This window comes from Chryseobacterium sp. HNCC26DJ240 (assembly GCF_057180485.1).
On sequence record NZ_JBXUGK010000008.1, the window covers coordinates 91270 to 118186 of the forward strand.

Consider the following 26917-nt stretch of genomic DNA (forward strand, 5'->3'; position numbering starts at 1 on the left):
CTCTAGCTTCAAAAACATTATTAATAGCAACTTTACCATAGTGCCTTGCAACAACTTTTTGTTGCTTATTTTTAAATCTTTCAAAACTTTTCTTTGATTCATAATGAAAAATTAATTTGCGTTTTTGTAAATTATGAATTTAAATACATATTTTTGCCTTCGTTGAATTATTGCTAATTATAATCGTAATTTGTATTTATGTTTTCAAGCATAAATCTTTATTATGGTGTATTTCGATATAATCAATTGGAATCCAATAACTATTGACTAAAATTTGTATCTAAATATTATTATGAATCAAAAATCTATTTTTCAAAGTCTCCTATCGGCAGGTTTTGTATTATTAAGTTTTTGCAAAACTGATGCACAGCAGAATCTTGCAAAATCTGAGAGCGCAAACAATACCGTGGTCAATGCAGCAAAAATCCCGATGGATCCTAACGTGAATGCTTCCAGAGTTTACACTTATCCCTGGCTTTTTGCCCCAAACAGTTATATTTTTGATCCTTCCACCACAAACGACGGAATTTATATTCCTGTAAAAAAAGCGTATGCAGTATGGACGTTTTATAAATATTTAAATAAAGACAATTTCAACTATGATGGTAAAACAACTGCCGAACTGCTTTGGGAAGATAATCATGGTTTGATAAAAACAAGCGGTGGTGCCAGACTTCGTTTATCAGGGAATAAAGAAGAAGGAAAAATTGTTGTTCCTGTAAATAAAGGCAAAAAAGGAAATGCCGTTATTGCATTTAAAGTAGATGGAAAGATTGCGTGGTCATGGCATATCTGGGTGACTGATGATCCTACGGACGGATCAACGTATCGTAGTTTTGATAACGTTAAAAGAGAAACCGCAACCGGTGATACCGAAGTAATCCCTGCCGGAGAATGGAAATGGATGGACAGAAACTTAGGTGCCATTTCATCTTCCAACACAGCAGGAGAATGGAACAGAAGTGGCGGATTGTTGTATCAGTGGGGAAGAAAAGATCCTATTCCTCCTTTGGTTTTAAGAGGTGATGATTTCTACGAAGTTTCCGGAAGTATCGGCAGAGTGCGTCACAGAGGGGCAAAGAACTTTACCAATGCGATCAATTTTGATAATCTGAGACTTTTCACTCCGGTTTCTACAGCAACAGTGGAAGATAATATTGCTCTTTCAATCAACAATCCTTTAAGTCCGATTTACGTTTACAAAGACGATCTTTCAGGTCCTGCTTATTATAACAATAATGCCAACCTAATGTACAACTGGTTCGGCACGTCTTCAGATATTCCGGGACAGGATTTGCCTAAACTGAATCTTTGGTCAGACAATGCTGAAGGATTTATCAGTACAGATTACAATGCAGATACTGCTGCTCAGCCTTACAGAAGAAAATCTCCTTTCGATCCTTGTCCGAATGGATGGAGATTGCCATCGATGCTCGTAGCTAATTTAGCTTCACCAACGTACGTAGATGATGTGAGAATAGATTTTTCTCCTTTCGGAGTTCGTACCAATCTTGGGAAAACTGCATTCGAAAGTGCAGGAAATCATATTATCAAGCCATCCGACGCAGGCGTTCCTTCGTTTATGACTGGTTTTAAAGTGTATCCGAATATAGGATTTGATATGACTTCAGTTGGCGGTTTCAATATGGGAACTTTCCCGGGGACAGGTCAATTGGCAATTAATTCACAGTTAGGTCAATACACTGATCAGCACCAAGTGGGGTTATGGACTTCTACCATGACCAGACTTTCAGACACAACGCCTGCAGTTTCGGCTAGAGCATTGTTTATGGTTCCAGATAAATATCAAAATGATACGCCAAATCCGGCAGACAATACTGTGAAAGGTCGATACTGGTATATGCCGACATCTACTGCGAAGACCTCTGATGCTAACGCCTGCAGATGTATTCAGGATCCGGGTTATATTGTTCATAACTACAATTATCCCACGGAATTTTATGATGAGGCGACAGATTATTCCGATGGTCTGAAAAATCCGAATACGTATCAGATTGTAAAAAATACAACATCTACCTTGGTGGAAATTCCTGTTTCTAAAGCCTTTTCTGTGCAAAGCCAGCTTTTGAATAATAAAACAATTTTAAATTCTACAAGTTTTAACAGTCTTAAAGCGAATGTGCTTTGGTCTACCAATACATCGTTAATTGGTTCCGTTGCATTATCAAATCCGTCTCCATCAAGTACGGCAGATCTTTCGAATACCAAAATTCAGGTTAATATCAATCCAAACCAAAGTGGAAACGCTGTAATTACTCTTCACAACGGAAGTATTACAAATCCCGTTTACTGGTCGTGGCATATTTGGGTAACAGACAGTGTTATTTCTTCGTTCACTTACGCTACAGAAACACCAAATTCTAATGCACCGAACTACATAAACTATGTTCAGAAAGGAGATGTTTTGAAAACTGAGTTTATGGATAGGAATCTCGGGGCTACAGATGCCTTCCCTGTTGTTGCAAATCCTTTAACACCGAATGTTGCAGAGCTTTCACAAATCAGAGCTTCCACGGGAATGCAGTATCAGTGGGGAAGAAAAGATCCTATCCCGCCGTTTCAACATACAGATAACAGAGCTTCTTACAGTATTTATTTAGGAAATGTAGCTGCCAACGGAACTGTTTCTTACACAGCTCTGAGCTATGTGAACTACAATAATCTTTCAGGAAATTATATCATTCCGTACAATACTTATTCAAATGCAAACAATGCTAACTTGCTGACCAACGATACGGTTTCTGAAAAAATAGCCAAAATTCTGACTTACTCTGTACAAAATCCTTTGGTGTATATGATTCCAAGCACTTTTGCACCGTATAATTCTGCAGTTCCGAATTACACCAACGGTACAGACTGGCTTTCTGATGAACCCAATTTAGCTGCAGACCGATGGGGAAGAGGTGGAGAAAAATCTGTGTACGATCCATGTCCGGAAGGATGGAGAATTCCGGATTTAACCGGCGTATCCATTACTACCAACAGAGATTTCGGAATTTCACCATGGTACAAAAAAGATAAAAAAGTAGCGACAAGTTACAGCGTAATCACTGATTATCTGGGAACACGAGTGAGAAACAGTACAACAACTACTATCGGATATATCTACAACAATCCTGTGTACAACGTCGGCAATTTCCCGAACTCAGGATCGAGAGGTTTCAGAAGTGTGACGGCAAATCAAACGGCTTCAGGTACTTTTAATGTAAACAACTATCAATATCCGGGAGTATGGACGGGTGCTTTAAATTCAAACTACATCGGAAGACCTGTAAATATTCTTTTTGATGCTGCTTCAAGTGCCAACAGAATGATTGCTTTCCATGATAATAATGATCCTTATTTTGGGATGAACTGCCGTTGTGTAAAAGTAAAAACAGACGCTTCTGGCGAGCAGTCAGGTCCTATTCCTGCGATTCCTGTTACTCAGGCGGGATCATTTCAGGCTACCAATGTCTTTACGCAAAAGCAGATTGAGGAAAAAGAGGTTAAAAACCAAATCTCATTGTTCCCAAATCCTGTACAGGACATACTTTACATCAAAGCTGATGTGAGAAAAGACTATTATTTCCAGATTTACAATGCTTCCGGACAGATGGTTAGAAAAGGTAAATTTGAAAATAATCAAACCAATATTTCAGATTTAACACAGGGTTTTTATCTGGTAAGAATCAACGATGCAGAGGTTGTAGTGAAAATTATGAAGAAGTAAAAGTTTTGGGTTATATATTAAAATGATTTTTCTATCCCCAACCCTGAAGGGAGAAAAAAATCTTGAAAATTGAGCAAAATTACACCCTTTAGGGTTGGGGCAATAATTTTGCTCAATTTTACATTAAATCATCACAAAACAGAACCGAAATTGTTTTTTGAATACGCTTTAATTCCTATTTTTGACAATCAAATTTAAGAAAAGCAGATTCAATTACAATTTCGGTTCTTTTATTTTGGAAAAACTACACATTTGAAAAAACTTGCAGAATTTTTTACCGTAAGATTGCACATCAATCTCTTGATCCTGGCAACCGCAGTTTTTGCGTTGGTTTTTACTTTTATTCACAACCGAAATTCAGATGGCTATATTCTTGGAGATTGGCTTATCAACTATGAGGATGGCGGTTTCAAGAGAAGAGGGCTTTCCGGAAGCTTCTTTTTTCTTATTCAGGATTTTACAGGTTTAAAACTAAATCTTGCGGTCTATTTTTTTCAGGTCATTATCATCTGTGGATTTTTTTACACTTACTTTAAAATTATTCAGAGAAAACAACCGGATTTACTCTATCTCTCACTTTTACTTTCATCCATCGGCTTTGTTGGAATCTTTAATTGTGTCGATTATGTTGGGAAGAAAGAATTTATCATTTTTTTCATCTTTGCCATTTTCATTAATCTTTTAGATCAAAATAAACTCAGTCATTTAAAAGAGTATCTAATCTGTTTAGTATTAGTTGTTGCGATGTTTTTCCATGAAATCACTCTCTTTTTCTTGCCCTACTTTTTAATCGGATTATATTTAAAAAATGGAAAATTTGAACCAAAAAAATATATCAAGTATATTTTAGCTATTCTGATTCCTGCATTGTTAATATTCTTTTTTGGAAAAGAAATCAATGCAGGAAGCTCTATAGAAATATTAAAGGAACGTGGTGTAGTTTTAACCAAAGGAATATTTTTCTGGAATTTTGATGAAAGAAAATACATTTCAGATCACTTCGATGAATACAGATTGTATTTTTTAAGTTTTATAATCAGCCTTGTTCACATTGGGTTTTATTTAAAATATCAAAAACGGCATAAGTTTCTGTCTATTTTATTGATTATTGCATTTCTGTTTTCACTGCCTCTTTTTTATCTGGCAATCGATTGGGGTAGATGGCTTTATATTCACATGATTTTTCTTATTGTTCTTTTTGCATTAATTCTTCCAAAACGCAATTCTGATGAGGTTTCAAAAGGTTTTGTTTTAAATTTAAAAAACGGAATTATAGTTTCATTTATTCTTTTTTCTCTGATGTACAGAGTTGAGATGTCGGGGAGAGGTTTTACGTGGGAAGGTTTGTTGTACAGAGTCTTTATTTCGCCCGTGGAACTGTTAAATAAAATGCTGTAAATCTGCTTTAATAAAAAAAGGCTTACTTTTGCAAAAATTTCAGGAATGTCGAAAAATTTAGTAATCGTCGAGTCTCCGGCCAAAGCAAAAACTATTCAGAAATATTTAGGTAGCGATTTTGAGGTGAAGTCCAGCTTCGGGCACATCCGTGATCTGCCTAAAAAAGGAATGGGAATAGATCTGGCCACATTCAGTCCGGATTACGAAGTTTCTGCCGACAAAAAGAAATTGGTTACAGAATTAAAATCAGCTGTAAAGAAAGCCGAAATGGTTTGGCTCGCTTCCGATGAAGACCGCGAAGGTGAAGCTATCGCATGGCATTTGGCAGAAGAATTAAAACTGAAAGCCGATAACAGAAAAAGAATCGTTTTTCACGAGATTACCAAAAACGCTATTTTAAAGGCAATTGAAAACCCTAGAGATATTGATCAGAACTTAGTAAACGCTCAACAGGCACGAAGAGTTCTCGACAGAATCGTAGGTTTTGAGATGTCTCCGGTACTTTGGAAAAAAGTAAAACCGGGATTGTCTGCAGGAAGAGTGCAATCGGTAGCTGTACGTTTGGTGGTTGAAAGAGAAAAAGAAATCCGTGCATTTACTCCAAAAGCAAGTTTTAAATTAGATGGAATCTTTTTAAACAAAACCTCTCAGGAAATCGCCGCAAAACTCAAAAAAGATTTCGATAAAGAGGAAGAGGCTGAGAAATTTTTAGAACTTGCGAAAACGGTTGAATTTAAAGTTCTTAATGTAGAAACAAAACCGGGAAGCCGTTCTGCATCTGCACCATTTACAACCTCTACATTACAACAGGAAGCTTCTTCAAGATTAGGCTATAACGTGACTAATACGATGCGTCTTGCGCAGAGACTGTACGAAGAAGGATTCATTACCTATATGAGAACCGACTCGGTAAACCTTTCTCAGGAAGCAATTGAAGGAGCAAAGAAACAAATCATCTCGGAATACGGAGCTGAATATTCTTCTCCAAGAAATTACACCACAAAATCTTCATCGGCACAGGAAGCTCACGAAGCCATCAGACCTACAGATTTCTCTGTAAAAACGATTGGCGATGTTCAGTTGAGCAAACTGTATCAGTTAATTTACAGGAGAACACTTGCTTCCCAAATGGCGAACGCTAAAATTGAAAAAACCGTCATTGAAATCGGTGATTCAAAACTTCCTCAACATTTTGAAGCGCAAGGTGAAGTTATCATTTTCGATGGTTTCCTGAAAGCTTACGGTATTGTAAAAACAGAAGACGATGACGAAGAAAACAACGAAAAACTATTACCGAAAGTCGCTGTAGGTGAAGTTTTAGACTATAAAAAAATTACCGCAACAGAAAAATTCACAAGACCAAGCGCAAGATACACGGAAGCAGGATTGGTAAGAAAGCTTGAAGAATTGGGTATCGGTAGACCATCTACGTATGCTCCTACCATTCAGACTATTCAGAACCGTGAATATGTTGATAAAAGAGAAATCGAGCCACAGACAAGAGAAGTGGTGAAGATGTCTTTAGTAAAAGATAAAATTAAAAAAGAAGTTCTCGACGAAAAATTCGGGGGCGACAAAAATAAATTCGTTCCTACAGACATCGGAGAAGTGGTAAACGACTTCTTAACCGATAATTTCAGCGAAATTCTCGACTTCGGATTTACTGCAAGAGTAGAAGAGAGTTTCGATGAGATTGCCAATGGCGGACAGAAGTGGAAAGAAATGATGACCGATTTCTACTCAAAATTCCATCCTAGAATTGAAGATGTAGAAGAAAACGCAGACCGTGCCAACGGAGAACGCCTTTTAGGTGTAGATCCAAAAACAGGAAAGAATGTAACCACAAGAATCGGAAGATTTGGTCCTATGATTCAGATCGGGGAGCAGGATGATGAAGAAAAACCGGTTTTTGCCTCTCTTTTATCCGGACAGAACATTGCGACAATTACTTTAGAAGATGCTTTAGAGCTGTTTAAACTTCCATTTGATTTAAATGAAGTGGACGGTTTGTCTGTTGCGATTGGTGTAGGAAGATTCGGGCCTTACGTGAAGTGGGGTGAGACTTACGTCAGCATTCCGAAAGGTGAAGATCCGCTTTCTGTAGATCAAAAACGTGCGGAAGAAATCATCGCAGAAAAGAAACTGGCAGATGCTCCTATCGCCAACTATAAAGGCGAGCCGATTACAAAAGGAACAGGCAGATTTGGCCCTTTCATTAAATATCAAAGTATTTTCATCAACGTTCCTAAGAGATACAACTTCGAAAATCTTTCTCAAAGTGATATCAACGAATTGGTGGAAGCTAAATTAGAGAAAGAAGCCAACCGCTACATCCAGCAATGGGAAGCAGAAAAAATCTCCATCGAAAACGCGAGATGGGGCCCGATTGTAAAACACGGAAAAAATATCTACAAAATTCCAAAGAAAAAAGACGATACCAAATACGAAGCCGACGACTTGAAAGAAGTCTCCATCGATGAGGTTAAAAAATGGATTACTGCACAGGATCCAAAAGCTTTCGCAGAAAAGAAAAAGCCTGCAGCCAAGAAAGCTCCTGCGAAAAAGGCAACGACTGCTGTTAAGAAACCTGCGGTGAAGAAGCCGGCAGCGAAAAAATAATTAGATTTTAATAAAATAGAAAGCACAGATTTTTGGTCTGTGCTTTTTTATTGCTCTCCGAAGTCTCCTGACTTCGGAGCTTATTTATTTGTGGCACAAAGTAGGTGAATTTTGCGTAGTGGCTTCTTAATCTAAGTTTCCTATTTTAATTGTTTTTAACAATTCATCAAACTCAGTTGTAGAATCTTCTCCAACTTGTCCGTCAGTAAAATTTACCTGAAAAAAATAGTTTCTGTATGGAATTGCATAGGTTCTGCTGCGAACTTTTAAATCTTGGCCATCTTGTGTTTTCATTGTAAATTGACTGATAAAATATAGACTGTTTATTCCAGATATTTTAATTTCATTAACCTCTTTGATAAATTTAAAATCCTCAAATAATGTTTTAAAACTTTTTGTACTTTCTATCATTGAGTTTTTAAATTGTTTGAAATCGCTTTTTCCTTTTAATCTGACATTTACTTGAATGGTTGGGATCAATCCTGGATGAGTCTTGGTGTCATACTTATGAAATGAAGTTAACAAGATAGAACCTCTGTTGTCAGAGATGACTTTTGCTAGATTTTCTTCTGTCAAGTCAAATTTCTCTAGATTTTTAAGAAGTTCTGTATTATCGGCTTCAATCCATTTTGGCGGTTTTTGAATTTGAAAACCATATTCCTTGCTCTTAAAAATTTGTTGGGCATAAACAGAATTCAAACACTGTATAATTATAAAGAAAAATAATATTGTTTTTTTCATAAAGACTTAATGGTTTTCATATTTTAATAGTTCAAATATAATCTATAAATTTTTATATTAGTTTAGTGGTAGTTATAACTAATCATCTTTTAAACTTATCGGTAATTTCAATACTTTCAAAAGATTATTGATTGCAAATTCGCAAACCATTTCCATTTCACGAGAACCCGAAAGTGCAGGATGCTCTGCACAGTCAATCCCATTACCTTGGCTGTAGAGAATTTTATGATATGAAAGATCCGAGAAACTTTTCACGTAAAGAATTTATACAAATCTCAGGATTGGGTATGGCGGCGGTGTTTTTCGGTTCGTCATTTACAGAATTATTATCTTCAGAAGACAAACCTTATTTTAATTTAAAACCTATCGGTCGCTCTTTGGAACTCGATGGTTATTACATTTGGTGCTCGTCTCCGATTTGGGGCGAAGATGGAAAAGTGCATCTTTTTTATTCCCGATGGAAAAAAGAAAAAGGAATGGGCGGCTGGCTCAACGGTTCTGAAATATGTCGTGCAGTAGCAGATTCTCCATTTGATAAATTTGAACATAAAGAAGTTGTTCTCAGCCCAAGAGGGAAGGGGTTTTGGGATGCTACCACTTGTCATAATCCTTTAATTAAGAAGGTTGATGACCAGTATTATTTGTTTTTTATGGGGACTTCCAACGGAAAAACCAATACCAAAAGAATAGGCTTGGCAACCTCAAAAAGTCTCGTTGGAGAATGGGAAAGACCTGACCAGCCATTGCTGCTTCCAGGAAAAGAAGGATCATGGGATGACCATTGTACTACAAATCCGGCTTTTGTAAAAGGAAACGACGGAAAATACTGGCTGTTTTACAAATCGTGGAATACCAAAGAATACGAAACCCAAAAAGGAACCGTCCGCGGAAACCGAAAATATGGTTTGGCAAAAGCCTTGAAACCCGAAGGTCCTTATGTGAAAGTTTCAGAAAATCCTGTGATTGATTTTTCAAATCTACCCGATAATGCGCAGCTGGAAGATGCTTTCGTCTGGAAACAGAGTGGGAAATTCCATATGATTGCTAGAGATATGGGTTTTTATAATCATGAATATGGTTTGCATTTAACCACAAAAGATGGTGTCAAATGGACGAAACCTGAAGTTGCTTATTTAGATCTAAAAAAATACATTACTGAAGCTGAACCACCAAAACATCTGAAAAGATTCGGAAGACTGGAAAGGCCAATGGTTTTAATGGATAAAGAAGGTAAAAGACCTCAGTTTTTGTTTGGAGCCACACAAGGCGGAAGTTTTGAAACTTCTACGACTTTTGTGTTTGAGATTTTATCCTGATTTTCTACGGAAGAACGCTGGCAGGGTTCAAAACCCTGCCAGCGTTGAATGAACAAAAAATTCTTATACTTAATATTTATTACTGTAAACCATCAGCGAGTTGCTTTGCTGATGTTTTTTTTAACGCAAGGATTTTAAAGGCGCTTCGCTCAGCCAAAGGTCGCAATGCTACATGCATTAGAAATGTTGGTTTTTTAACTTGGCAGTATTATAATTTTTTTTCAGCTTTCATTTGCTGAGCAAAGCGCCTTTGCGACCGGAAAAATATAGAGAGTGCTTTTCAAAAAATCTTTGCATCTATAGCGTTTTAACCAATTATTTACAGACTTTATTACACTGAACTCATCTTATTTTAATATTTTTGAGGCTATTAAAGGAGCTAAACGCATGAATTTTGAAGATTTTATTATCTCACCCAGAAATTTCAGAACAGAAAACTGGCAAATAGGAAACAGAATAACCAAAGAAATAAAAGAAGACAGTATTGTTTTGCTTTTTGTTTCAGATTATCGTGGTACAGAAGGTGAGGCTGAAGTACAGGATTTTACATCCATCAGAAAAGAATTTTACCAGCTTTCTCAGCTGGATTTTGATATTCCGATTGTAGATCTTGGTGATCTTGTTTCCGGTAAAACAATTGAAGATTCTCATTATATTTTGCAGGAAGTTTTATCGGCTTGCCATCAAAAAAGAGCTATTCCGGTGATTGTTGGCGGATCAAATGACTTTGCATTTTCTCTTTTTTCTGGTTTGAATTTTCATCAGAAAAACATCAACTATACTCAGATCAGCAATATAATTTCCTTAAAACAAGGCGAGGAAATCAACGAACACACTTTTTTAGGCAAGATTTTCGGCTCAAAAAATTTCTCAATTAAAAATTACCATCACTTAGGCTATCAGAAACATTTGAATGAAAGCGATTCTGTAAAACTCATCAAAGAAGTAGAATTTGACATCGTACGTTTGGCTGAAATGATGAATTCTACAGAAAAAACAGAACCTTTTTTCAGAAAAGCAGATTTGGTAACTGTCAATTGCGATGCGGTGGAAAGTTTCAGTGATGCTTTTTCGGTAAATCCGCAGGTCAATGGTTTAAACAGAAGAGAAATCTGTGCTTACATGAAAGAAATTGGTTTAAGCGAAAATTTAAAATCTGTAGGAATTTTTAATTATAATATTTACACTGAAAATCAGCTTAACCATCAGCTCTTAGCACAAATGCTTTGGTATTTGATTGAAGGAATCAATATTCAGAAATCTCATCCGAAAGAAAGGCAGTACGAACTTTTTTATGTGCTGATCAACGACAGACAGTACGCTTTCAAGCGTGATACTTTCAGCAGTCTGTGGTATTTTGGTGATGATGAAAATATTGAAAACTGCATTCCTTGTTCAAGAAAAGATTTTGACGACGCCAAAAAAGGCTGGCTGAATGCAAGATTTACAAGAGTTTAAAACTTGATGCGAAGCGACGAAGTCGCGTAATATCGGTAGCATAAAGTAAAAATCTAAAACAATTTGAGCTGCGAAGTTGCGGAATTTTTGTAGAGAAAATAAATTCCTCGGGATTTAAGCTGCGAAATGCTGGTATAGAAATCAAAATAATGACAAATCATTCAAAAACAAACACGGTTTCGGTAATTGTTCCGGTTTATAATGTCGAATTATATCTGGAAAAATGCCTGTTGTCTTTGGTGAATCAAACTTTACAGGATGTTGAAATAATCGTTGTAAATGATGGAAGCACCGATGGTTCGCAAGAAATTATTGATAGTTTCTCATCTAAATTTCCTTTAAAAATAAAAGCTTTCACTAAAGAAAACGATGGTTTGAGTGATGCTCGAAATTTTGGAATTGACCATGCTTCCGGAGATTATTTAGGTTTTGTAGACAGTGATGATTATGTTTCCGAAACCATGTTTGAAGAAATGCTTTCTCTGGCTCAAAAGAATGATGCTGAAATGGTGGTCTGTAACATTCAGAAAGTAGATGAGCATGGAGACATTACTCAAAAGCTGACACAAATTCCGAATATGCCTGAAAGAATTGATTTAGAAAGTAACTTTTCAGTTTTTTCAGATTTAAGTTATTTTGCCTGTAATAAATTGTTTAAAAAAGAGCTTTTTCAGACTAAAAGATTTAAAAAAGGAGCTCATTTTGAAGATATTCAACTCATTCCTCAGCTTTTATTGGAATGCAAAACTTTGGCTCAGACTCAAAATTATCATTATCAATATCTGGAAAGAACAAATTCTATCTCAAAAACACATACCGAAAAAGGTTTGGATATTTTGAAGGCTGTGGAAGCTGTAGAGGCCGAATTTCAAAAATCTGCTTATTCATCGAAGTCAAAAGAACTCAAAAACTTTCAGATTCTGGAAGGAGTTTATACTTTTTTGGCCTACTTGGCTTTTGTGAAAGATGATGTTTTGTTTAAAATAATGAGTGAAAAACTGAGACTTTTCATGCAACAACGGAATATTAATTTTAAAGATATATTGATTTACAATCGTTTTGATAGAAATTATCTGTTATCTTTGCCGTTGAAAAAAAAAATTTATTATCTGCTTTACTTTAGCGGTTTTTACGGAGTTTTAAAGAAATTACTGTGAAAATTTCATGCTGATTTGAAGCTGTACACAAACCGGAATGAAGAATTTTGAATTATTCTTATTGCAAACAGGACTTCCCTTTTTTTATCTGAAAGTAGGCTTGGCTTTTGTGTTTTCATTCGTCATTACTTATTTATCAGTTCCTACAATCATTAAAATTTCCCGAAGAAAGAACCTGATGGATGAGCCTGGGCAACGAAGCTCTCATCTCAGAAAAATACCTAATCTGGGAGGTATTGCTATTTTCTATTCCATAGGAATCTGTGCTTCTATTTTTGCCCACGAAATTTTTGATTTGTATAAATTTCTATTCGCTTCATTAATAATATTGCTCTACGTTGGCGTGATGGATGATATTATGGTGATGAGAGCTTACAAAAAACTGATTGCTCAGGTTTTGGTTTCTGTGGTTTTGGTAATGGGATCAGATGTACGTATAAGAAGTCTTTTCGGGATTTTTGGCGTTTACGAACTGAATTATTTCATCAGTGTAATTTTTACAGTGGTTACTTTTATTATTCTGATTAACGCTTTCAATCTTATTGATGGTATTGATGGTTTAGCAGGAGGATATTCAGTTCTGTGCAGTGCTTTGTTCGGGATAAGTTATTACCGTTTGGGGGAATTCAATTATCCTTTAGTAATACTGTCGGTATGTATTATAGGATCTGTATTGGCATTTTTGTATTATAATCTTTCACATTTCCGATCCACAAAAATTTTTATGGGTGACACAGGCTCTATGCTTTTGGGATTTTTGCTCGCATTTACAGCAGTTTGTTTTATTGATATTTTTATTGATAAGAAAATTCCAAATATGCCTCGGTACCATTTAAAATCTGCTCCGGCAATTGCTGTTGCGATTTTAATTTTACCAATTGTGGATACTCTTAATGTCATTATAATCAGATTTATTAATAAAAAGTCTCCTTTTGAGGCAGATAAGAATCATATTCATCATAAACTGATTAGGATGAATCTTACCCATCGCAGATCAAGCTTTTATATTATGTGTTATTACCTGATGATTGTGGCTGTTGCCTATTATTTCAGACACATTGATGTGAATCTCTTGTTATTTGTTGTCTTGTCGTTAGGTTTTTTGGGAGCTTATCTCCCGGATATTGTCACGAAGGTTCAAAAACTAAAAACACAACCTAACCTTTAAATTTATATTTTTGCAAATTAATTTTATTCAGTAATGAAAAATTTGAATTATTACCTGTTTCTACTTTTACCATTCTTTCTTTCATCTTGCATAGCACCGAAAGATGTAAAGTATATGCAGCCCAGCGAAAGTCTGGTAATTAATGAAGAAGGACTTATCCCCTATAATATCCCTGTTTATAGAGTTACTAAAAATGATATATTAAAACTTGATATAGTAACTACTCCAAAAGGAGATGCGGCTCAATTCTATTCTGCGTTAAATGCTCCGGGAAGCACAGTGAATATAACTGTGGCTGGAGGTGGCGGTACCGGAGGTAATGCACAGGTTTATTTCGGAGGTCTGAAGGTAGATTCTAATGGTGATATCAATATTTTCGGAATTGGCTTCGTAAAAGCAGAGGGAAGAACTATTGAAGATATTTCTAAAGAAATTCAGGAGAAAGTAAACGAAAATTTTCAGGAAGGTAAATCTGAAGTCCGTTTAAGTACTGCAGGAATTACTTATTACGTTATCGGAGATGTAGAAACTACAGGAATGACGGGCGAGAAGACGGTGATGAAAAATACACTTACCCTCACAGAAGCTATTGCTATCAATGGAGGTCTGAATAGAACAATCGACAGAAAAAACATTGAAATACACAGAAAGCTTCCTGAAGGGATAAAAATAGCAAAAGTGGATCTTACGAGACAGGATGTGATGAATTCTCCATACTTTTATGTGCAAAATGGTGACGAAATTTATCTTACCACAAGAGGCAGAAGTCTCAACGGATTCGGAAAAGACCCTGTACAGACTATTATAAGCGGAGTTTCGGTGTTTACAACGGCTTTATCAGTTTATCTACTTATCAAAAATCTATAATATGATTCCGGAAAGAGAAAATAAGGGAGAAAAGATTCAGCCTAAAGAAAAAACGGGTTCTTTTGCAGTTTTTGATATAGAGCATTTTATAAGAAAAGTGATCAGAAATTGGTATTGGTTTGTATTAATGCTGATGATGGGCTACGGAATTGCTTATGTTTACGGAAAATATTATGCGCAGAGCATTTTTGCATCAAATCTGTCTTTAAGTGTTTCAAACAATACAGCAAGCTATTTTACACCAAATCAATCCATCAACTTCATTTGGGGACAAGGAGGGAATCAGGATGGGATTTATCTAAAGAAAATGTTGCTTTCCCGTACTCACAATGAGTTTTTGGTGAAAGAGCTGGGGCTTTTCGTTAATTATAAAACCAAAGGCGTTATTAAAGCGACCTATCTGGATAAAGATGATTCACCTGTATTTGTAGAAATAGACAGAAAGCACCTGCAGCAGGTAAATTATCCGATTACTATAGTTCCTAAAGCCAATGGTGCATACGAAGTTCAGCTTCCGGAGGAGGGCGAATCTACGAATCTTTACAATTATGAATTTGAAGGCTATCACAACATTGATGGATACGCAAGACCAGGGAACAAAACAGTAAAAGTAAACGAGTGGTATACCACTCCGAACCTGAGATTCAGATTGGTGCCCAATCCTAAGACTTTATCGATAAAACTTGATAATATTATCGTTGAATTATCAACTGTAAATGATGCAGTAAACAGCATTGTAGGTACCATGGCTGTTGATTTCGATAAAGAAATCAATACCATTATGATTATTACCAAAACAGGATATAATCTGAACAGTACCGTTAATTTCCTGAATAAATCTGTTGCTGAACTTCAAAAGAAAAGGTTTGCAGATAAAAATATTTTGGATGAAAACACCAAAGAGTATCTGGAAGAGAATCTGAAAGCCATCAGAAAGAAATTGGATTCCAGTGCGCAAGTCATGAATCATCTGAAAACTTCAGAAAAACTCTACGATATTAAAAACAGAGACGAAAAATCTCTCGAAAAAATTAAGGAATTAGAAACGAAAAAAGCAGACCTTTTAAGTAAGCTGACTTCACTTAATACTATCAGAAACAGTGTTGACGGACAGAATTTCGAGAAAATGATCAGCACTACGGCTGCAGGTTTTGAAGACGGGCTTTTCCAGGCTTCAGTTTCTGAAATGAAAGCACTCTACGCCAAAAGGAGAGAAATGTCGGCTATTTATACACCAAATTCTGAGCCGATGAAAGAAATCAACAGACTCATCAGTGAGGCCAGAGTGAATTCCAACGGTGCATTGAGAAATTACCATACAGTTTACACAACAGAAATCTCAAAGATAGATCAGCAAATCGGCAATGCAAATCTGGATCTTGATACTTATCCTGAAAAGCAGAGAAAATATCTGGATGCAGAGCGTGGTTATAACATGATTGAAGCTACTTACAACAGTATTTTATCAAGACAGAATGAGAGCCAGCTGAGATTAGCTACCAATAAATCTGATATTTCAGTAATTGACCCGGCAAAAAATCTTGGGCAGGGACCTATCGGGCCAAATGTGCAGGGAACCAAATCGATGATTATGGGCGGGCTATTGTTACTACCTTTGTTTTTTATCGGAATCGGGGCCTTTTTAGATACGAAAATCAGAAATATAAAAGAACTTTTGAGCGTTACCAAAATCCCACTATTAGGAGTGATTGGAAACAATGGAAACGGAGACACTATGCTTACCGTTCTGGAGCAACCAAAGTCGTCTGTATCTGAATCCTTCAGAGGGATCAGAGCCAATATGCGATTCCTTTCCGGTGAAAATGACAAAAGTAAAGTGATTCTTGTGACGTCATCTGTGGGTGGTGAAGGAAAAACCTACGTATCTATCAACCTTTCCTCAGTGTTGGGATTGAGCGATAAGAAAACCATTTTATTAGGAATGGATTTAAGAAAACCGAAGATTTTCAATGATTTCAACATTGATAATAAATACGGTATTTCAAATTACCTCACAGGTGAAGTGGGAATTGACAAGATTATCAATAAAACAAGAATTCCGAATTTGGATGTAGCTACATCAGGACCTATCCCTCCGAATCCTTCTGAATTATTGATGAGTGAAAAAAATATGCAGTTCATAGATGAGCTCCGTACCATGTATGATTTCATTGTGATAGATTCACCACCGGTAGGTTTGGTTGCAGACTCATTCGAATTGATGAAGAATTCTGATGCCAATATATATGTGGTAAGACATGAGTATACCGAGAAATATATGCTCAAAATGATTACAGAAAAATACCACGACAACGAAATCAAGCATTTGGGAATTGTGTACAACGATTACAATACCAAGCAAGGCTACGGCTATGGTTATGGCTACGGTTATGGCTATGGTTATGGCTACTTTGATGAGGATAAAAACTATAAAGAGCCATTCTTAATAAGAGTAAGAAATAAATTACGAGAGTTTTTCAACAAGAAATAAATGTAAACCCTCTTTTTTGAGGGTTTTCTCTTTTTGTAGTATAATGTCACTTAGTTTTCAGCAAAAAAGTTTCGGTCAGATTTGTCTTTTTTAATGTTTTTAAAAAAAAATTAAGTACCCTGCAAAATTTTAAAAAACGTGTGCAAAATAGCATAAAAAGAATATTTTTAACATTTTGCCGTTTAGTTACATATTAATTATGTTTTTTTGTTTATTTTTAACTAATCATTAAGATTATCATTAATATAAAAATGTTTTATATTTGCAAAAATTAAATTTTAAAATAACCATAAATCCGTATTCTTTTATGAATAAAAAATTATTGTTTAGCTTCCTTACCATTTTTAGTGTAATGGTATCAGTGAAAGCTCAAAGAAACGAATTGGGAATTCGATTGGGGATGAGTAATCTTGTTGGCGATATTGGCAAAACAAATTATATCCTGCAAAAACCTTTGGATTTAGACAGAGCTTCTGAATGGGGTTTTCCTTTTTATGGTGGTTTATTATACAGATTTAATTTTAATCCTTATCAGACTGTAAGATTAGATGTTGGTTACAACCAAGTGCAGTTTAGTGATAAAGCAGCAAAAGAAGAATACAGAAGAAACCGTAATTCTTTTGGAAAGAATGATATTTATGAGGCAAGTTTGCTTTTTGAATACAATCTTTTCCCTGTGAATAACGAGCAAATCAGTATGCTGAGTCCATATATCTTTGCAGGTTTTGGAGGAATTATGTTTGATGCCCCAAAAGCTACTGTGAGACATGATTACAGAAGAGATGCCAACGGCGTTGCTCAGGCACCTATTGATGAGCTTGATTTTGTTACTACCGTAGATTATTCTTTAGGAAAAAAAATAGCACCTATTGTACCATTTGGTGTGGGTTTAAAATATAAATTCAACCACGGATGGGCAATTTTTGCAGAAGCAACTTTCAGACTTGCAGTAACAGATCAGCTGGATCACAGCAAAGTTCTTAGAACAGATGTGAACTCAAGCTACAATGCTGAAATTTTGAGCCCTTCTACGGGAGGTTCACTGCTTGAAACAGGGAACTATTTTATTGTGTCTAAAGAAAGAGAAGCAGAATTTATCAGAACCAGAAATGTAGGTGATGGTGAATCAAGAGATTGGTTGAATACTTTCAGCCTTGGTCTTACCTACTCATTCGGAAGACCTCCTTGTTATTGTGATTAATTATTATGTCGTTGATTAAAGATAAAATAGATCCCGAAAAACTACCCCAACACGTTGCAATCATTATGGATGGTAACGGCAGATGGGCGAAATCCAGGGGTGAAGAAAGAACTTTTGGCCATAAAAATGCCATAGATGCTGTAAGAAATGCAATTAACGCATGTAATGAAGTTCATATTCCTTACCTTACGCTGTACACGTTCTCTTCAGAGAATTGGAAACGTCCCGAAGAGGAGGTAAGTACTCTGATGAATCTTCTTACCGAAACACTGCTTTTGGAAGCGGAGGAGATTTTCACCAAAGGTCTTCGTCTGCATGTAATTGGTAATGTAGACAAGCTTTCTTCTTTGGTAAGAGATCAATTGATGCACGTGGTAGATCTTACCAAAGATAATACCAAAGGCAATCTGATTTTAGCAATCAGCTACGGCTCTCAGGAAGAAATTCTGAATGCCGTAAAAAAAATCGGTAACGACGTAAAAGAAGGAAAAATTGAAGTTGAAGATATTAACGAGCAACTATTCGAAAATTACTTATATACAAAAAATTTCCCTCCTGTAGATTTGTTGATTAGAACAAGCGGTGAAGTACGCATCAGCAACTTCCTGCTTTGGCAAATCGCATATGCAGAGCTACAGTTCCTCGATATTCTCTGGCCAGATTTTACAAAAGATGTTTTCTTTCAGTGTATTGTAAATTATCAAAACAAAGAAAGAAGATATGGTCTCACAGGAGAACAAATCAAAATCCAGTAAATTTTTTAGAAAAGAAAGACTACGATAAAATGAAGTTTAGATTATTACCCATCATTATGTTTGCGGCTTCTGCACATTTTTATGGACAAGTAACACCACAAGACAGTACCGCTGTAAACACGAGCATACTGGCAGATAATCAACAGGGAGCTTATACTCTTAAAGATATTGTTGTGGATGGGGTAAAAAAATACACACCTGCTCAGATTCTGAGATTTACAGGTCTGTCAAAAGGAGAGATTGTAGATATTCCCGGGCAAAAGATCAGTAATGGGATCAAAAAGCTATGGGACACACAGTCTTTTTCTGAGGTAGAAGTGTATGTAGAGAGTGTTGAAGGACAAACTGTAGTTTTAAAATTTTATCTTCAGGATCTTAAGGAGCTTGGAGAAGTTAAATTTACAGGAAAAGGAATTGGTAAATCCAAAAATGAAAAACTGGCAAAAGATAACAATCTGAAGCCAGGAACGAAGATTACCCAAAACCTTGTTTCAAGTCTTAAAACAAATCTTCCTAAAGACTATGTGAAGAAAGGTTTTGCAGACGCAAGCATCAGTATTCAGGATAAAGTGAATGCCAATGACCCGAACATGGTAGACTGGACGATCAATGTCGATAAAGGCAGAAGAGTAAAGATCAGCCACATAGAGTTTGAAGGAAACGAAAATGTGACCGATGCTAAACTTAGAAAGAAAGCCTTCAAAGAAACCAAACAAAAAAGATTTGGTATCGGAGGTATTCTGAAGTCATCCAAATTCATCGAAGAAAAGTATCAGGAAGACAAACAGAGTCTTGTGAATTACTACAATTCTTTGGGATACAGAGATGCTAAAATAGTTTCAGATTCTGTTTGGAGAAATAAAAAAAATAATTACGAAATCAACGTAAAACTTACAGAAGGTAAAAAATATTACATCGGTGATATTACTTTTACCGGAAATACAGTTTATCCTACAGAATATCTTCAGCGAATGCTGGGATACAAGAAAGGAGATATTTACGATGCCGTAGGTTTCAACAAAAAAGTAGGTGAAGACGGTGGTAAAGAAGATGATTCTGACATCAAGTCTATCTACATGAATAATGGTTATCTATTCTCAAACGTAACTCCTGTAGAAAAATCGGTAAACGGAGATGCTGTAAATCTTGAAATACGTATTAATGAAGGTGAGCAGGCTACCTGGAACCGTGTGACTTGGGAAGGAAATGTAACCACTCATGACCACGTAATTCTTCGTTCATTAATGACAAAACCAGGTGAACTCTTCAAAAAATCTGAGATTAAAAGAACTTATTTTGATTTGGCAGGAATGTCATTCTTCGATCCTCAACAGATCGGTCAGGATATCAATCCAAATCAACAGGACAATACAGTTGATCTAAACTGGAAATTAGTTGAGAAGGGATCTTCACAGGTTCAGCTTCAGGCAGGTTACGGTGGTAACAGTTTTATAGGTACCTTAGGTCTTACATTTAATAACTTCTCTTTGAGAAATTTCCTTAAATTCAAAGACTTCAGACCAGTACCTCAGGGTGATGGGCAAACATTGTCTATTCAGGCTCAGGCAGGACAGTATTTCCAAAACTACGGGATTTCATTTACAGAGCCATGGTTGTTTGGCACAAGACCAACAGCACTTTCTGTAAGTTTAAATAATTCAAGAGTAAACTATAGCCAATACAATGGTCCGGATCAGAGATTGAATATTTTCTCTGCATCAGTAGGTCTAAACAGACGTTTAAGATGGCCGGATGATTATTTCTCATTATATACGGGGCTTCAGTTCCAAAAGTATAATTTCAGCAATTATCCTTTTGAATTTGGTACTTCTACAGAATTATATGGTACTGCAAATAACTTAAGTGTAAATATTGGTTTAAGCAGAAACTCGGCAGGTATAGATCCTATTTTCCCTACAACGGGTTCAAATATTGAATTATCAGGTAAATTTACACCGCCATATTCACTTTTCAAAGACAGGAATTATTCTTCAATGACGCCTGTGGAGAAGTACAAGTGGATGGAGTTCTATAAAATTAAATTTAAAGCAGACGTTTACAACGAAGTTCTTGGCAAACTTGTCTTGAGATCTTCAGCGGAAATGGGCTTTATGGATGGCTACGACAAAGCATTGGGTGCACCACCGTTTGAGAGATTCTACGTTGGTGGAACCGGTCTTTTCGGAGGTAGATTTGATGGTAGAGAGCTTATTCCTTTGAGAGGTTATGAAAATGCTTCTACTTATGGTGGAACATTAGATGATATTACGCCAACAGGTGGAGGTACTATTTACAACAGATTTACGTTAGAGTTAAGATATCCAATCTCAATGAGCCAAACTGCGAAAATTTATGCACTGACTTTTGCTGAAGGTGGTAATGTTTGGAACTCATGGACAAACTATAATCCATTTACCTTAAAAAGATCAGTTGGTGTAGGGGTAAGAGTCTACATGGGAGCCTTTGGTTTAATTGGTTTTGACTTCGCATATGGTTTCGACAAAACAGTATTAGGAACAGAACCTGCAGGTTGGAAGACACACTTCTTAATGAATCAATCTTTATAATTATGCAAACTTTAAAAGCTTTTATTTTTCTATTCGTTTTCTCTGCATTTTCATTTGTAAATGCTCAGAAAGTAGGCGTTGTTGATACAGAATATATCTTGGGAATGCTTCCACAATACAAAGAAGCTGAAGCAAGATTAAATTCTCAGATAGACACATGGCAAAACGATTTGCAAAATCTACAGTCTGAATATGAAAAGAAAAGATCAGCTTTTGAAAATGAAAAAGTTTTATTAATTGGTGATCAATTGAGGCTTCGTGAGAAAGAAGTTTTAGATTTAGAAAAAAATATCAAGACTACAACAAGTTTAAGATTTGGCTCTACAGGAGAAATCAGTAAACTGAGAGCTAATTTGATGACGCCTTTTCAGGATCAGATCTGGGCGGCGATTCAGAGAATGTCCGAAAAAAACGGACTGGGCATGGTTCTTGATAAAACAGACAACAATGTTATTTTCCTTCAGAAGAGATATGACTATACGGATAAGGTTTTAGACATTCTTTTAAAAGGAACAGACAAAGAAAAAAAGAGCAAAAAATAAATTCAGATTGCAGTTGTTAACTTTTTACTATTTTTGCAATCAAAGAAAAAACAAAAATTATCTATTTACCTATTATGAAAAAATTAAGTGTATTATTTGCAGCGATATTGATGATGGCCTCTTTCGGAATGGCTAAAGCGCAAAAAGTTGCTACTTTAGATGTATTCGGAGTGCTTAATGCAATGCCGGAAAAAAAGAAAGCGGATACAGATCTTAAAGCTTTTGCAGATACTAAAGAAGCTGAAATCAAGAAAAAAATGGAAGCGGCTCAAACTAAGTATGATCTTTATATGAAAGAAGCTCAAACTAAAACTGAAGCTGAAAACAAATTGAGAGGTGACGAAATGAAAAAACTTCAGGACGAAATCACTGCAATGCAGCAAAAAGCTCAGAAAGATCTTCAGGCTAAGCAGGATGCAGCTTTCAACCCAATCGAGGCAAAATTAAACACTGCTATCGAAAAAGTATCTAAAGCAGGAGGTTACGAGTTTGTATTAGACGGTAACTCTACTTCATTGGTTTACAAAAATGGTGCAGACATCACAGATGCTGTAAAAAAAGAATTGGCAATTAAATAATTTTAATTCCAAATAATAATCACCACCTTTATTCTTTATTAAAGGTGGTTTTTTTATTTTTGTACCATGGAAAAAGAAGTCTCAACAACGGTAAAAGTCAGATTCAGCGACTGTGATCCGATAGGTCATTTAAACAATGTGAAGTATCTGGATTATATGTTTAATGCCAGAGAAGATCATGTAGAAACCTATTACGGCTTTACATATGAAGAATATACAAAAAAAACCGGTTGTACATGGATTACGGTTCAGAACGAAATTGCTTATTTGAGAGAAGTCCGTTACAATCAGCAGGTAGTTATCAGCAGTAAAACCATAGAAATTAACGAGCGTACGGCAAAAGTTGAAATTCTAATGAAGAGTCCAGACGAAAATACCATTCACGCTGTAATGTGGGTTACCGTTATTTATTTTAATATGAAAACCAGAAGATCCGAGGCACATCCTCAGGATATTATTGAGACTTTCGGTAAATTCTTTGTTGATCTTGAGCAGAAAGATTTCCAGTCGAGAGTAAAATTTTTAAGATCACAAAACGCAAAAAATTCGTAGCATGAAAAAAATCGCAGTAATTGGCGGAAATGGGCAATTAGGAAACTGTATCAGGAAACTCGCTTTCGATTTTGAGAGCAAGTATGAGTTTATTTTCACAGATTCTCAAACTTTAGATATCACAGATAAAAATCAGATTGACGATTTTTTCTACGACAATAAACCAGAATTCTGTATCAACGCATCAGCTTACACCGCAGTAGATTTGGCTGAAAAGGAAGAAGAAAAAGCTTTCGCAGTAAATGCTGTTGCGGTAGGAAATTTAGCAGAAGTTTGCAAAGAATACAAAACCACACTCATCCATGTTTCAACTGATTATGTTTTTGATGGGGAAACCAATTTAGATTATTCCGAAGACGATTTTACCAGTCCGATTGGAGTTTACGGTGCGTCTAAAAGAGAAGGTGAGGAGTTGGCTTTGGAAAATAATCCAAAAACAGTTATCCTTAGAACTTCATGGCTTTACTCTGAGTTTAATAAGAATTTTGTGAAAACAATGCTCAACTTGTTTTCGCAGAAAGACGAGCTTGGAATTGTGGGGGATCAGTTTGGGCAACCCACTAATGCAAACGATTTGGCAGAAGCCATTTTAAAAATCATTGATACCGAACCAAAAACCTACGGAATTTTCCATTTTTCAAACTATCCGGAAACAACATGGTTTGAGTTTGCCAAAAAAATCGCTGAATTTTCAGGTTCTTTCATTAAGCTGAACCCTTTAAAGACCGAGCAATATCCTACGCCGGCAAAAAGACCAAAAAGAAGTACTATGAATTTAGATAAGATTGAAAAAGTGTATCAAATCGAACCTAAACATTGGGAAAACAGCCTGCAGGAAGCAGTTGCAATTCTTCAAAATTAATTTTAAGTAAATGAATAAATTTCAAATCATACTTCTCGTATTGATTTCACAAATAGTTTTTTCACAAAATGTTCTTTTGAACAAAGTGGAAAAAATCAATGATAATGCAGATAAGTTTTTGATCCTGTTACCTGAAAAAACAGAGCAGGCAGAATATTTGGGAGAAGTGGAAGTGCGTGGGTTTTCTAATGATGACGCTGCCGTTTTTTCTGCCATCTACAAAAAGGCGAAAGAAATCGGTGCTAATTCTTTTTCCATAAAACCATTCGAAACCATCGACGGATCTTCTTCAAAATTTGATGCAGCTCATTACAGATTGAATTTATATTATGTAAATAAAGAGAGCCTTCCTAAAAAGGATGGATCAATTTACATCTTTGCGTCTTCCGACAAAGACCAAAAGATCAATGTCAACCGAAAAGATTATATTTTAGAATCAAGATCTTATCTTACAATTCCTGTGGTCGGCGGTGAAGTTTATACCATTTCCACTAAAAAATTGTTAGGCTCTACCCTTAAATTTCATGTTAAGGATCAAAGCACTTCATACTATTTTCAGGCATCATCCTCAAAAGTAAAAGCCGATGAATCCGGAGTGGGTGGTCTCAATTTAAAATCAGGAGACATCGTAGGACTCGAAAGTTCGTATGGTGATTTTTTAAGGATTATCTATACCCAAAAATAAAAAAAGACTCAAAGAATTTTTCTTTGAGTTTTTTTATGATTGAATTTTAAATCTGCTCAAAAAGACTCTCGTGGTCGTTTTCGTATTTCTTTCTTAGCCTGTGCTTGGCTTTTTTCACTGCATCGATTGTAACACCAAGAAGGCGTGAAATTTCGGTATTATTCATATTCAATTTAGTAAGAATAATAATTCTGAGGTTCGAATCTGTAAGATCTGGAAACTGATTGGTAAGCTCCTTATAATGCGTAGGATATTTTTGTATGAAAGCGTTCCTGAAGTTTTTCCAGTTTTCATCTGTCATCAGATGAGATTCTAAAAGTTTCTGCAATTCACCGGATTTTTCTTCCAGTTCCGAAAACGAAGAGTTTTTTACTTTCTGCATTTCTTTTTCAAGCTCTTCAATCTGTTTATTCTTTTCAGAAAGATAGGTTTGGTAAGATTGTAATGTTTTGTGCGTATTATTGAGTTTGTTTTCAGATTTTATTTTATCAATCATCAGGGTAAGCACTTTTTTGTCGTATTCTCCTTTTTTACTCTTCATTTTATGACGGTAAGAACGGATGATAAATACCATTAATATTAGAAGCATACACGAAAGCACTATAGCAGAAATCTTCAGATAAGATTCTTTTTCATGTCCGGCTTTCTCCATCTCTACATTCATCTGGAGTTGCTTTTTCTGAGATTCCCATCCTACCCGAAGAACCGTTTCTTTGGCGTCAAAATCTTTTAGAGAATCTTTCAGACTTTCCAGTCTGCGTCTTGCCTGAAGCTCGCCCTTATCATCTCCCTGAAGTTTTGCTATTTTTAGTTTAAGTTCATTAATTTTATATTCTGAACTTCTGAAATATGTTTTTATCTGAGAAATTTCCTGTGCTTTTTGAAGATATTTTTGTGCCTGTAAGATATGACCATTTTTTAAGTAAGCATCACTTAGGAGGGTGAGTGCATACATTGTATTTTGATCACTCTTGTTTTTTGAGGAGATTTCTATGTCTTTTTTTATTAAAGTAAAGGCCTTTTCAAAGTTCTTTCTTTCAATCTCAAGTTCACCAAGACTTCCCAACGCTTTTGCATAGCGCACTTCGTCGCCACTTTTTCTGGCAATTTCTAAAGTTTTGTTGAAATACTGCTCTGCTTCTTCATATTTTTTATTCTTTGCTTTGCAAAACCCCAGTGAATTGTAGATGCTTGCCATCTCACTGCTGTTGGGTTCGGCGTATTGTTTGGCTTTATTTAAATATTCTTCAGATTTTTGAATGTCTTCGGTAGTGGTAAGAAAATAAGCAATCTTTTTATACGTTTCGCTTGCCTGAATTACCGTATCGTCAGTCCCGGCATCGAGCTCTTTAATGCAGAACATAAAGATAGGGAAGCATTTTTCATACTTTCTGAAATAATAATAGTAATATCCGTAATGTAGGGAAGTCCAGATTTCAAGATCCTCTCTTTTTATTTTTTTTGCAGCAGATAATGCTTTCTCAAAATAGTGTTCACTTACAGGATTGAGTTTGTCTTGGGATTTAGCAATTTTTCGTGCTAAGAATACCTGCGTCACAATTTCTTTTACTTGAGCACTTTTTATAGGATGCTTTTTTAAAAAACTTTCAATAAAATTAGAGTATTCTTTGGGAGAGCGGTCTTCATATTCTGTGTATTTTCTGGCTATCGCTTCAATCACTGCTTTGTCAGAACTTGACGACTCTTTTCCTGTGAACGAAAACTGAGCACTAATATAAATGCTCAAGAAAATCATCAGAAAAAAGGTAAGGTTTTTTGCTGTCATAAATGAAGATGCACGCTATGCTTTTTATGTTGTAGTGGGAGTTTTTATCCTCTACATTTGATTTTTACTTAAAAATATTTTTTTCTAAAGTGTTGATGTTTAATGATTTTTAAAATGTCCACCCATTTGTCCACCCACCATTTTTGCGCTGATGACAAAGTTAACATAATTTTGGAACAGCTTAAAGGAGTAGAATATCTTTCTTTTAAAATTTAATTTTACGAAATTTAATTTAATAAAAGATGTTAATCCTGCTAAAATAAATGAACTAATAACCACGTTTATTTTTTACGCATGTAGATTCTACTGATACAAATGATGAAAATTGTAGCACTTATTCGTTCCCGGGTAAGTGTTTTTTTATTTTTAAACCTGAATTTTTACTTAACATAAAGAACAATGTTTTGCACGAAATCCAGTTTTCTCTTTAAGAATTATTTC

20 protein-coding genes are annotated in these 26917 nt (G+C 35.6%); 17 read left to right on the forward strand and 3 right to left on the reverse strand.

Going from position 1 to position 26917, the window contains the following annotated elements; all coding sequences use genetic code 11:
- Positions 1 to 292 precede the first annotated feature (292 nt).
- From AC2A1G_RS16540 to topA, 3 genes are all read left to right on the forward strand, one after another.
- Positions 293 to 3733 carry a T9SS type A sorting domain-containing protein gene (locus tag AC2A1G_RS16540; protein ID WP_484048010.1) on the forward strand — a complete coding sequence of 1147 codons (3441 nt, stop codon included), beginning with the start codon at positions 293 to 295 and terminating at the stop codon, positions 3731 to 3733.
- A gap of 252 nt (positions 3734 to 3985) precedes the next feature.
- Positions 3986 to 5131, forward strand: a complete 1146-nt coding sequence (locus AC2A1G_RS16545) for a hypothetical protein (protein ID WP_484048011.1) — start codon at positions 3986 to 3988, stop codon at positions 5129 to 5131.
- Between the two features lie 45 nt (positions 5132 to 5176).
- Positions 5177 to 7750, forward strand: a complete 2574-nt coding sequence (topA, locus tag AC2A1G_RS16550) for a type I DNA topoisomerase (RefSeq protein ID WP_484048012.1) — start codon at positions 5177 to 5179, stop codon at positions 7748 to 7750.
- A 126-nt stretch (positions 7751 to 7876) separates the two neighbouring features.
- On the opposite strand, the gene AC2A1G_RS16555 is transcribed toward topA, so the two are convergent.
- Both AC2A1G_RS16555 and AC2A1G_RS16560 read right to left on the reverse strand, forming a co-directional pair.
- On the reverse strand, positions 7877 to 8491 hold the full coding sequence (locus AC2A1G_RS16555; protein WP_484048013.1) for a hypothetical protein: 615 nt from the start codon (positions 8489 to 8491) through the stop codon (positions 7877 to 7879).
- Between the two features lie 78 nt (positions 8492 to 8569).
- Positions 8570 to 8746 (reverse strand): hypothetical protein, encoded by a 177-nt coding sequence (locus AC2A1G_RS16560; protein ID WP_484048014.1) that lies wholly within the window; start codon positions 8744 to 8746, stop codon positions 8570 to 8572.
- Here AC2A1G_RS16560 and AC2A1G_RS16565 point away from each other — a divergent pair.
- From AC2A1G_RS16565 to AC2A1G_RS16630, 14 genes are all read left to right on the forward strand, one after another.
- A complete protein-coding gene (locus AC2A1G_RS16565; RefSeq protein WP_484048015.1) occupies positions 8722 to 9807 on the forward strand; it encodes a glycoside hydrolase family protein in 1086 nt (361 codons plus the stop codon). The two genes, AC2A1G_RS16560 and AC2A1G_RS16565, sit on opposite strands and share 25 nt — an antisense overlap.
- 387 nt (positions 9808 to 10194) lie before the next feature.
- Positions 10195 to 11265: a formimidoylglutamase gene (locus AC2A1G_RS16570; RefSeq protein ID WP_484048016.1), complete on the forward strand. Its 1071-nt coding sequence runs from the start codon at positions 10195 to 10197 to the stop codon at positions 11263 to 11265.
- A gap of 149 nt (positions 11266 to 11414) precedes the next feature.
- Positions 11415 to 12422, forward strand: a complete 1008-nt coding sequence (locus tag AC2A1G_RS16575; protein ID WP_484048017.1) for a glycosyltransferase family 2 protein — start codon at positions 11415 to 11417, stop codon at positions 12420 to 12422.
- Between the two features lie 37 nt (positions 12423 to 12459).
- Positions 12460 to 13590, forward strand: a complete 1131-nt coding sequence (locus AC2A1G_RS16580; protein ID WP_484048018.1) for a glycosyltransferase family 4 protein — start codon at positions 12460 to 12462, stop codon at positions 13588 to 13590.
- A 33-nt stretch (positions 13591 to 13623) separates the two neighbouring features.
- Positions 13624 to 14457 (forward strand): polysaccharide biosynthesis/export family protein, encoded by an 834-nt coding sequence (locus AC2A1G_RS16585; RefSeq protein WP_484048019.1) that lies wholly within the window; start codon positions 13624 to 13626, stop codon positions 14455 to 14457.
- 1 nt (position 14458) lies between these two features.
- The gene (locus AC2A1G_RS16590; RefSeq protein WP_484048020.1) at positions 14459 to 16948 is read left to right on the forward strand and encodes an exopolysaccharide transport family protein; all 2490 of its coding nucleotides are present in this window, start codon (positions 14459 to 14461) and stop codon (positions 16946 to 16948) included.
- 307 nt (positions 16949 to 17255) lie between these two features.
- Positions 17256 to 18149, forward strand: a complete 894-nt coding sequence (locus AC2A1G_RS16595) for a DUF6089 family protein (RefSeq protein ID WP_484048021.1) — start codon at positions 17256 to 17258, stop codon at positions 18147 to 18149.
- Positions 18150 to 18154: 5 nt separating this feature from the next.
- Positions 18155 to 18904 carry a polyprenyl diphosphate synthase gene (gene uppS / locus AC2A1G_RS16600; RefSeq protein ID WP_484048022.1) on the forward strand — a complete coding sequence of 250 codons (750 nt, stop codon included), beginning with the start codon at positions 18155 to 18157 and terminating at the stop codon, positions 18902 to 18904.
- Between the two features lie 29 nt (positions 18905 to 18933).
- Positions 18934 to 21471, forward strand: a complete 2538-nt coding sequence (gene bamA / locus AC2A1G_RS16605; protein WP_484048023.1) for an outer membrane protein assembly factor BamA — start codon at positions 18934 to 18936, stop codon at positions 21469 to 21471.
- Between the two features lie 2 nt (positions 21472 to 21473).
- The gene (locus tag AC2A1G_RS16610; RefSeq protein WP_484048024.1) at positions 21474 to 22013 is read left to right on the forward strand and encodes an OmpH/Skp family outer membrane protein; all 540 of its coding nucleotides are present in this window, start codon (positions 21474 to 21476) and stop codon (positions 22011 to 22013) included.
- Positions 22014 to 22087: 74 nt separating this feature from the next.
- Positions 22088 to 22591: an OmpH/Skp family outer membrane protein gene (locus AC2A1G_RS16615; RefSeq protein WP_484048025.1), complete on the forward strand. Its 504-nt coding sequence runs from the start codon at positions 22088 to 22090 to the stop codon at positions 22589 to 22591.
- Between the two features lie 66 nt (positions 22592 to 22657).
- Entirely contained in the window at positions 22658 to 23143 is a 486-nt protein-coding gene (locus AC2A1G_RS16620) for an acyl-CoA thioesterase (RefSeq protein WP_484048026.1), read from the forward strand.
- Between the two features lies 1 nt (position 23144).
- On the forward strand, positions 23145 to 24005 hold the full coding sequence (gene rfbD / locus AC2A1G_RS16625; protein ID WP_484048027.1) for a dTDP-4-dehydrorhamnose reductase: 861 nt from the start codon (positions 23145 to 23147) through the stop codon (positions 24003 to 24005).
- Between the two features lie 10 nt (positions 24006 to 24015).
- Positions 24016 to 24690 (forward strand): hypothetical protein, encoded by a 675-nt coding sequence (locus AC2A1G_RS16630; protein WP_484048028.1) that lies wholly within the window; start codon positions 24016 to 24018, stop codon positions 24688 to 24690.
- Between the two features lie 46 nt (positions 24691 to 24736).
- Here the strand turns inward: AC2A1G_RS16630 and AC2A1G_RS16635 are convergent, their stop codons facing one another.
- Complete coding sequence (locus AC2A1G_RS16635; RefSeq protein WP_484048029.1) at positions 24737 to 26476, reverse strand: tetratricopeptide repeat protein; 1740 nt, start codon at positions 26474 to 26476, stop codon at positions 24737 to 24739.
- Between the last annotated feature and the right edge of the window lie 441 nt (positions 26477 to 26917).

Bases quoted from the DNA above. Each gene is read 5' to 3' on its own strand.
- AC2A1G_RS16540 (WP_484048010.1), top strand. From the start codon at position 293: ATGAATCAAAAATCTATTTTTCAAAGTCTCCTATCGGCAGGTTTTGTA.
- topA (WP_484048012.1), top strand. From the start codon at position 5,177: ATGTCGAAAAATTTAGTAATCGTCGAGTCTCCGGCCAAAGCAAAAACT.
- AC2A1G_RS16555 (WP_484048013.1), bottom strand. From the start codon at position 8,491: ATGAAAAAAACAATATTATTTTTCTTTATAATTATACAGTGTTTGAAT.
- AC2A1G_RS16565 (WP_484048015.1), top strand. From the start codon at position 8,722: ATGAAAGATCCGAGAAACTTTTCACGTAAAGAATTTATACAAATCTCA.
- AC2A1G_RS16570 (WP_484048016.1), top strand. From the start codon at position 10,195: ATGAATTTTGAAGATTTTATTATCTCACCCAGAAATTTCAGAACAGAA.
- AC2A1G_RS16575 (WP_484048017.1), top strand. From the start codon at position 11,415: ATGACAAATCATTCAAAAACAAACACGGTTTCGGTAATTGTTCCGGTT.
- AC2A1G_RS16580 (WP_484048018.1), top strand. From the start codon at position 12,460: ATGAAGAATTTTGAATTATTCTTATTGCAAACAGGACTTCCCTTTTTT.
- AC2A1G_RS16585 (WP_484048019.1), top strand. From the start codon at position 13,624: ATGAAAAATTTGAATTATTACCTGTTTCTACTTTTACCATTCTTTCTT.
- AC2A1G_RS16590 (WP_484048020.1), top strand. From the start codon at position 14,459: ATGATTCCGGAAAGAGAAAATAAGGGAGAAAAGATTCAGCCTAAAGAA.
- AC2A1G_RS16595 (WP_484048021.1), top strand. From the start codon at position 17,256: ATGAATAAAAAATTATTGTTTAGCTTCCTTACCATTTTTAGTGTAATG.
- uppS (WP_484048022.1), top strand. From the start codon at position 18,155: ATGTCGTTGATTAAAGATAAAATAGATCCCGAAAAACTACCCCAACAC.
- bamA (WP_484048023.1), top strand. From the start codon at position 18,934: ATGAAGTTTAGATTATTACCCATCATTATGTTTGCGGCTTCTGCACAT.
- AC2A1G_RS16610 (WP_484048024.1), top strand. From the start codon at position 21,474: ATGCAAACTTTAAAAGCTTTTATTTTTCTATTCGTTTTCTCTGCATTT.
- AC2A1G_RS16615 (WP_484048025.1), top strand. From the start codon at position 22,088: ATGAAAAAATTAAGTGTATTATTTGCAGCGATATTGATGATGGCCTCT.
- AC2A1G_RS16620 (WP_484048026.1), top strand. From the start codon at position 22,658: ATGGAAAAAGAAGTCTCAACAACGGTAAAAGTCAGATTCAGCGACTGT.
- rfbD (WP_484048027.1), top strand. From the start codon at position 23,145: ATGAAAAAAATCGCAGTAATTGGCGGAAATGGGCAATTAGGAAACTGT.
- AC2A1G_RS16630 (WP_484048028.1), top strand. From the start codon at position 24,016: ATGAATAAATTTCAAATCATACTTCTCGTATTGATTTCACAAATAGTT.
- AC2A1G_RS16635 (WP_484048029.1), bottom strand. From the start codon at position 26,476: ATGACAGCAAAAAACCTTACCTTTTTTCTGATGATTTTCTTGAGCATT.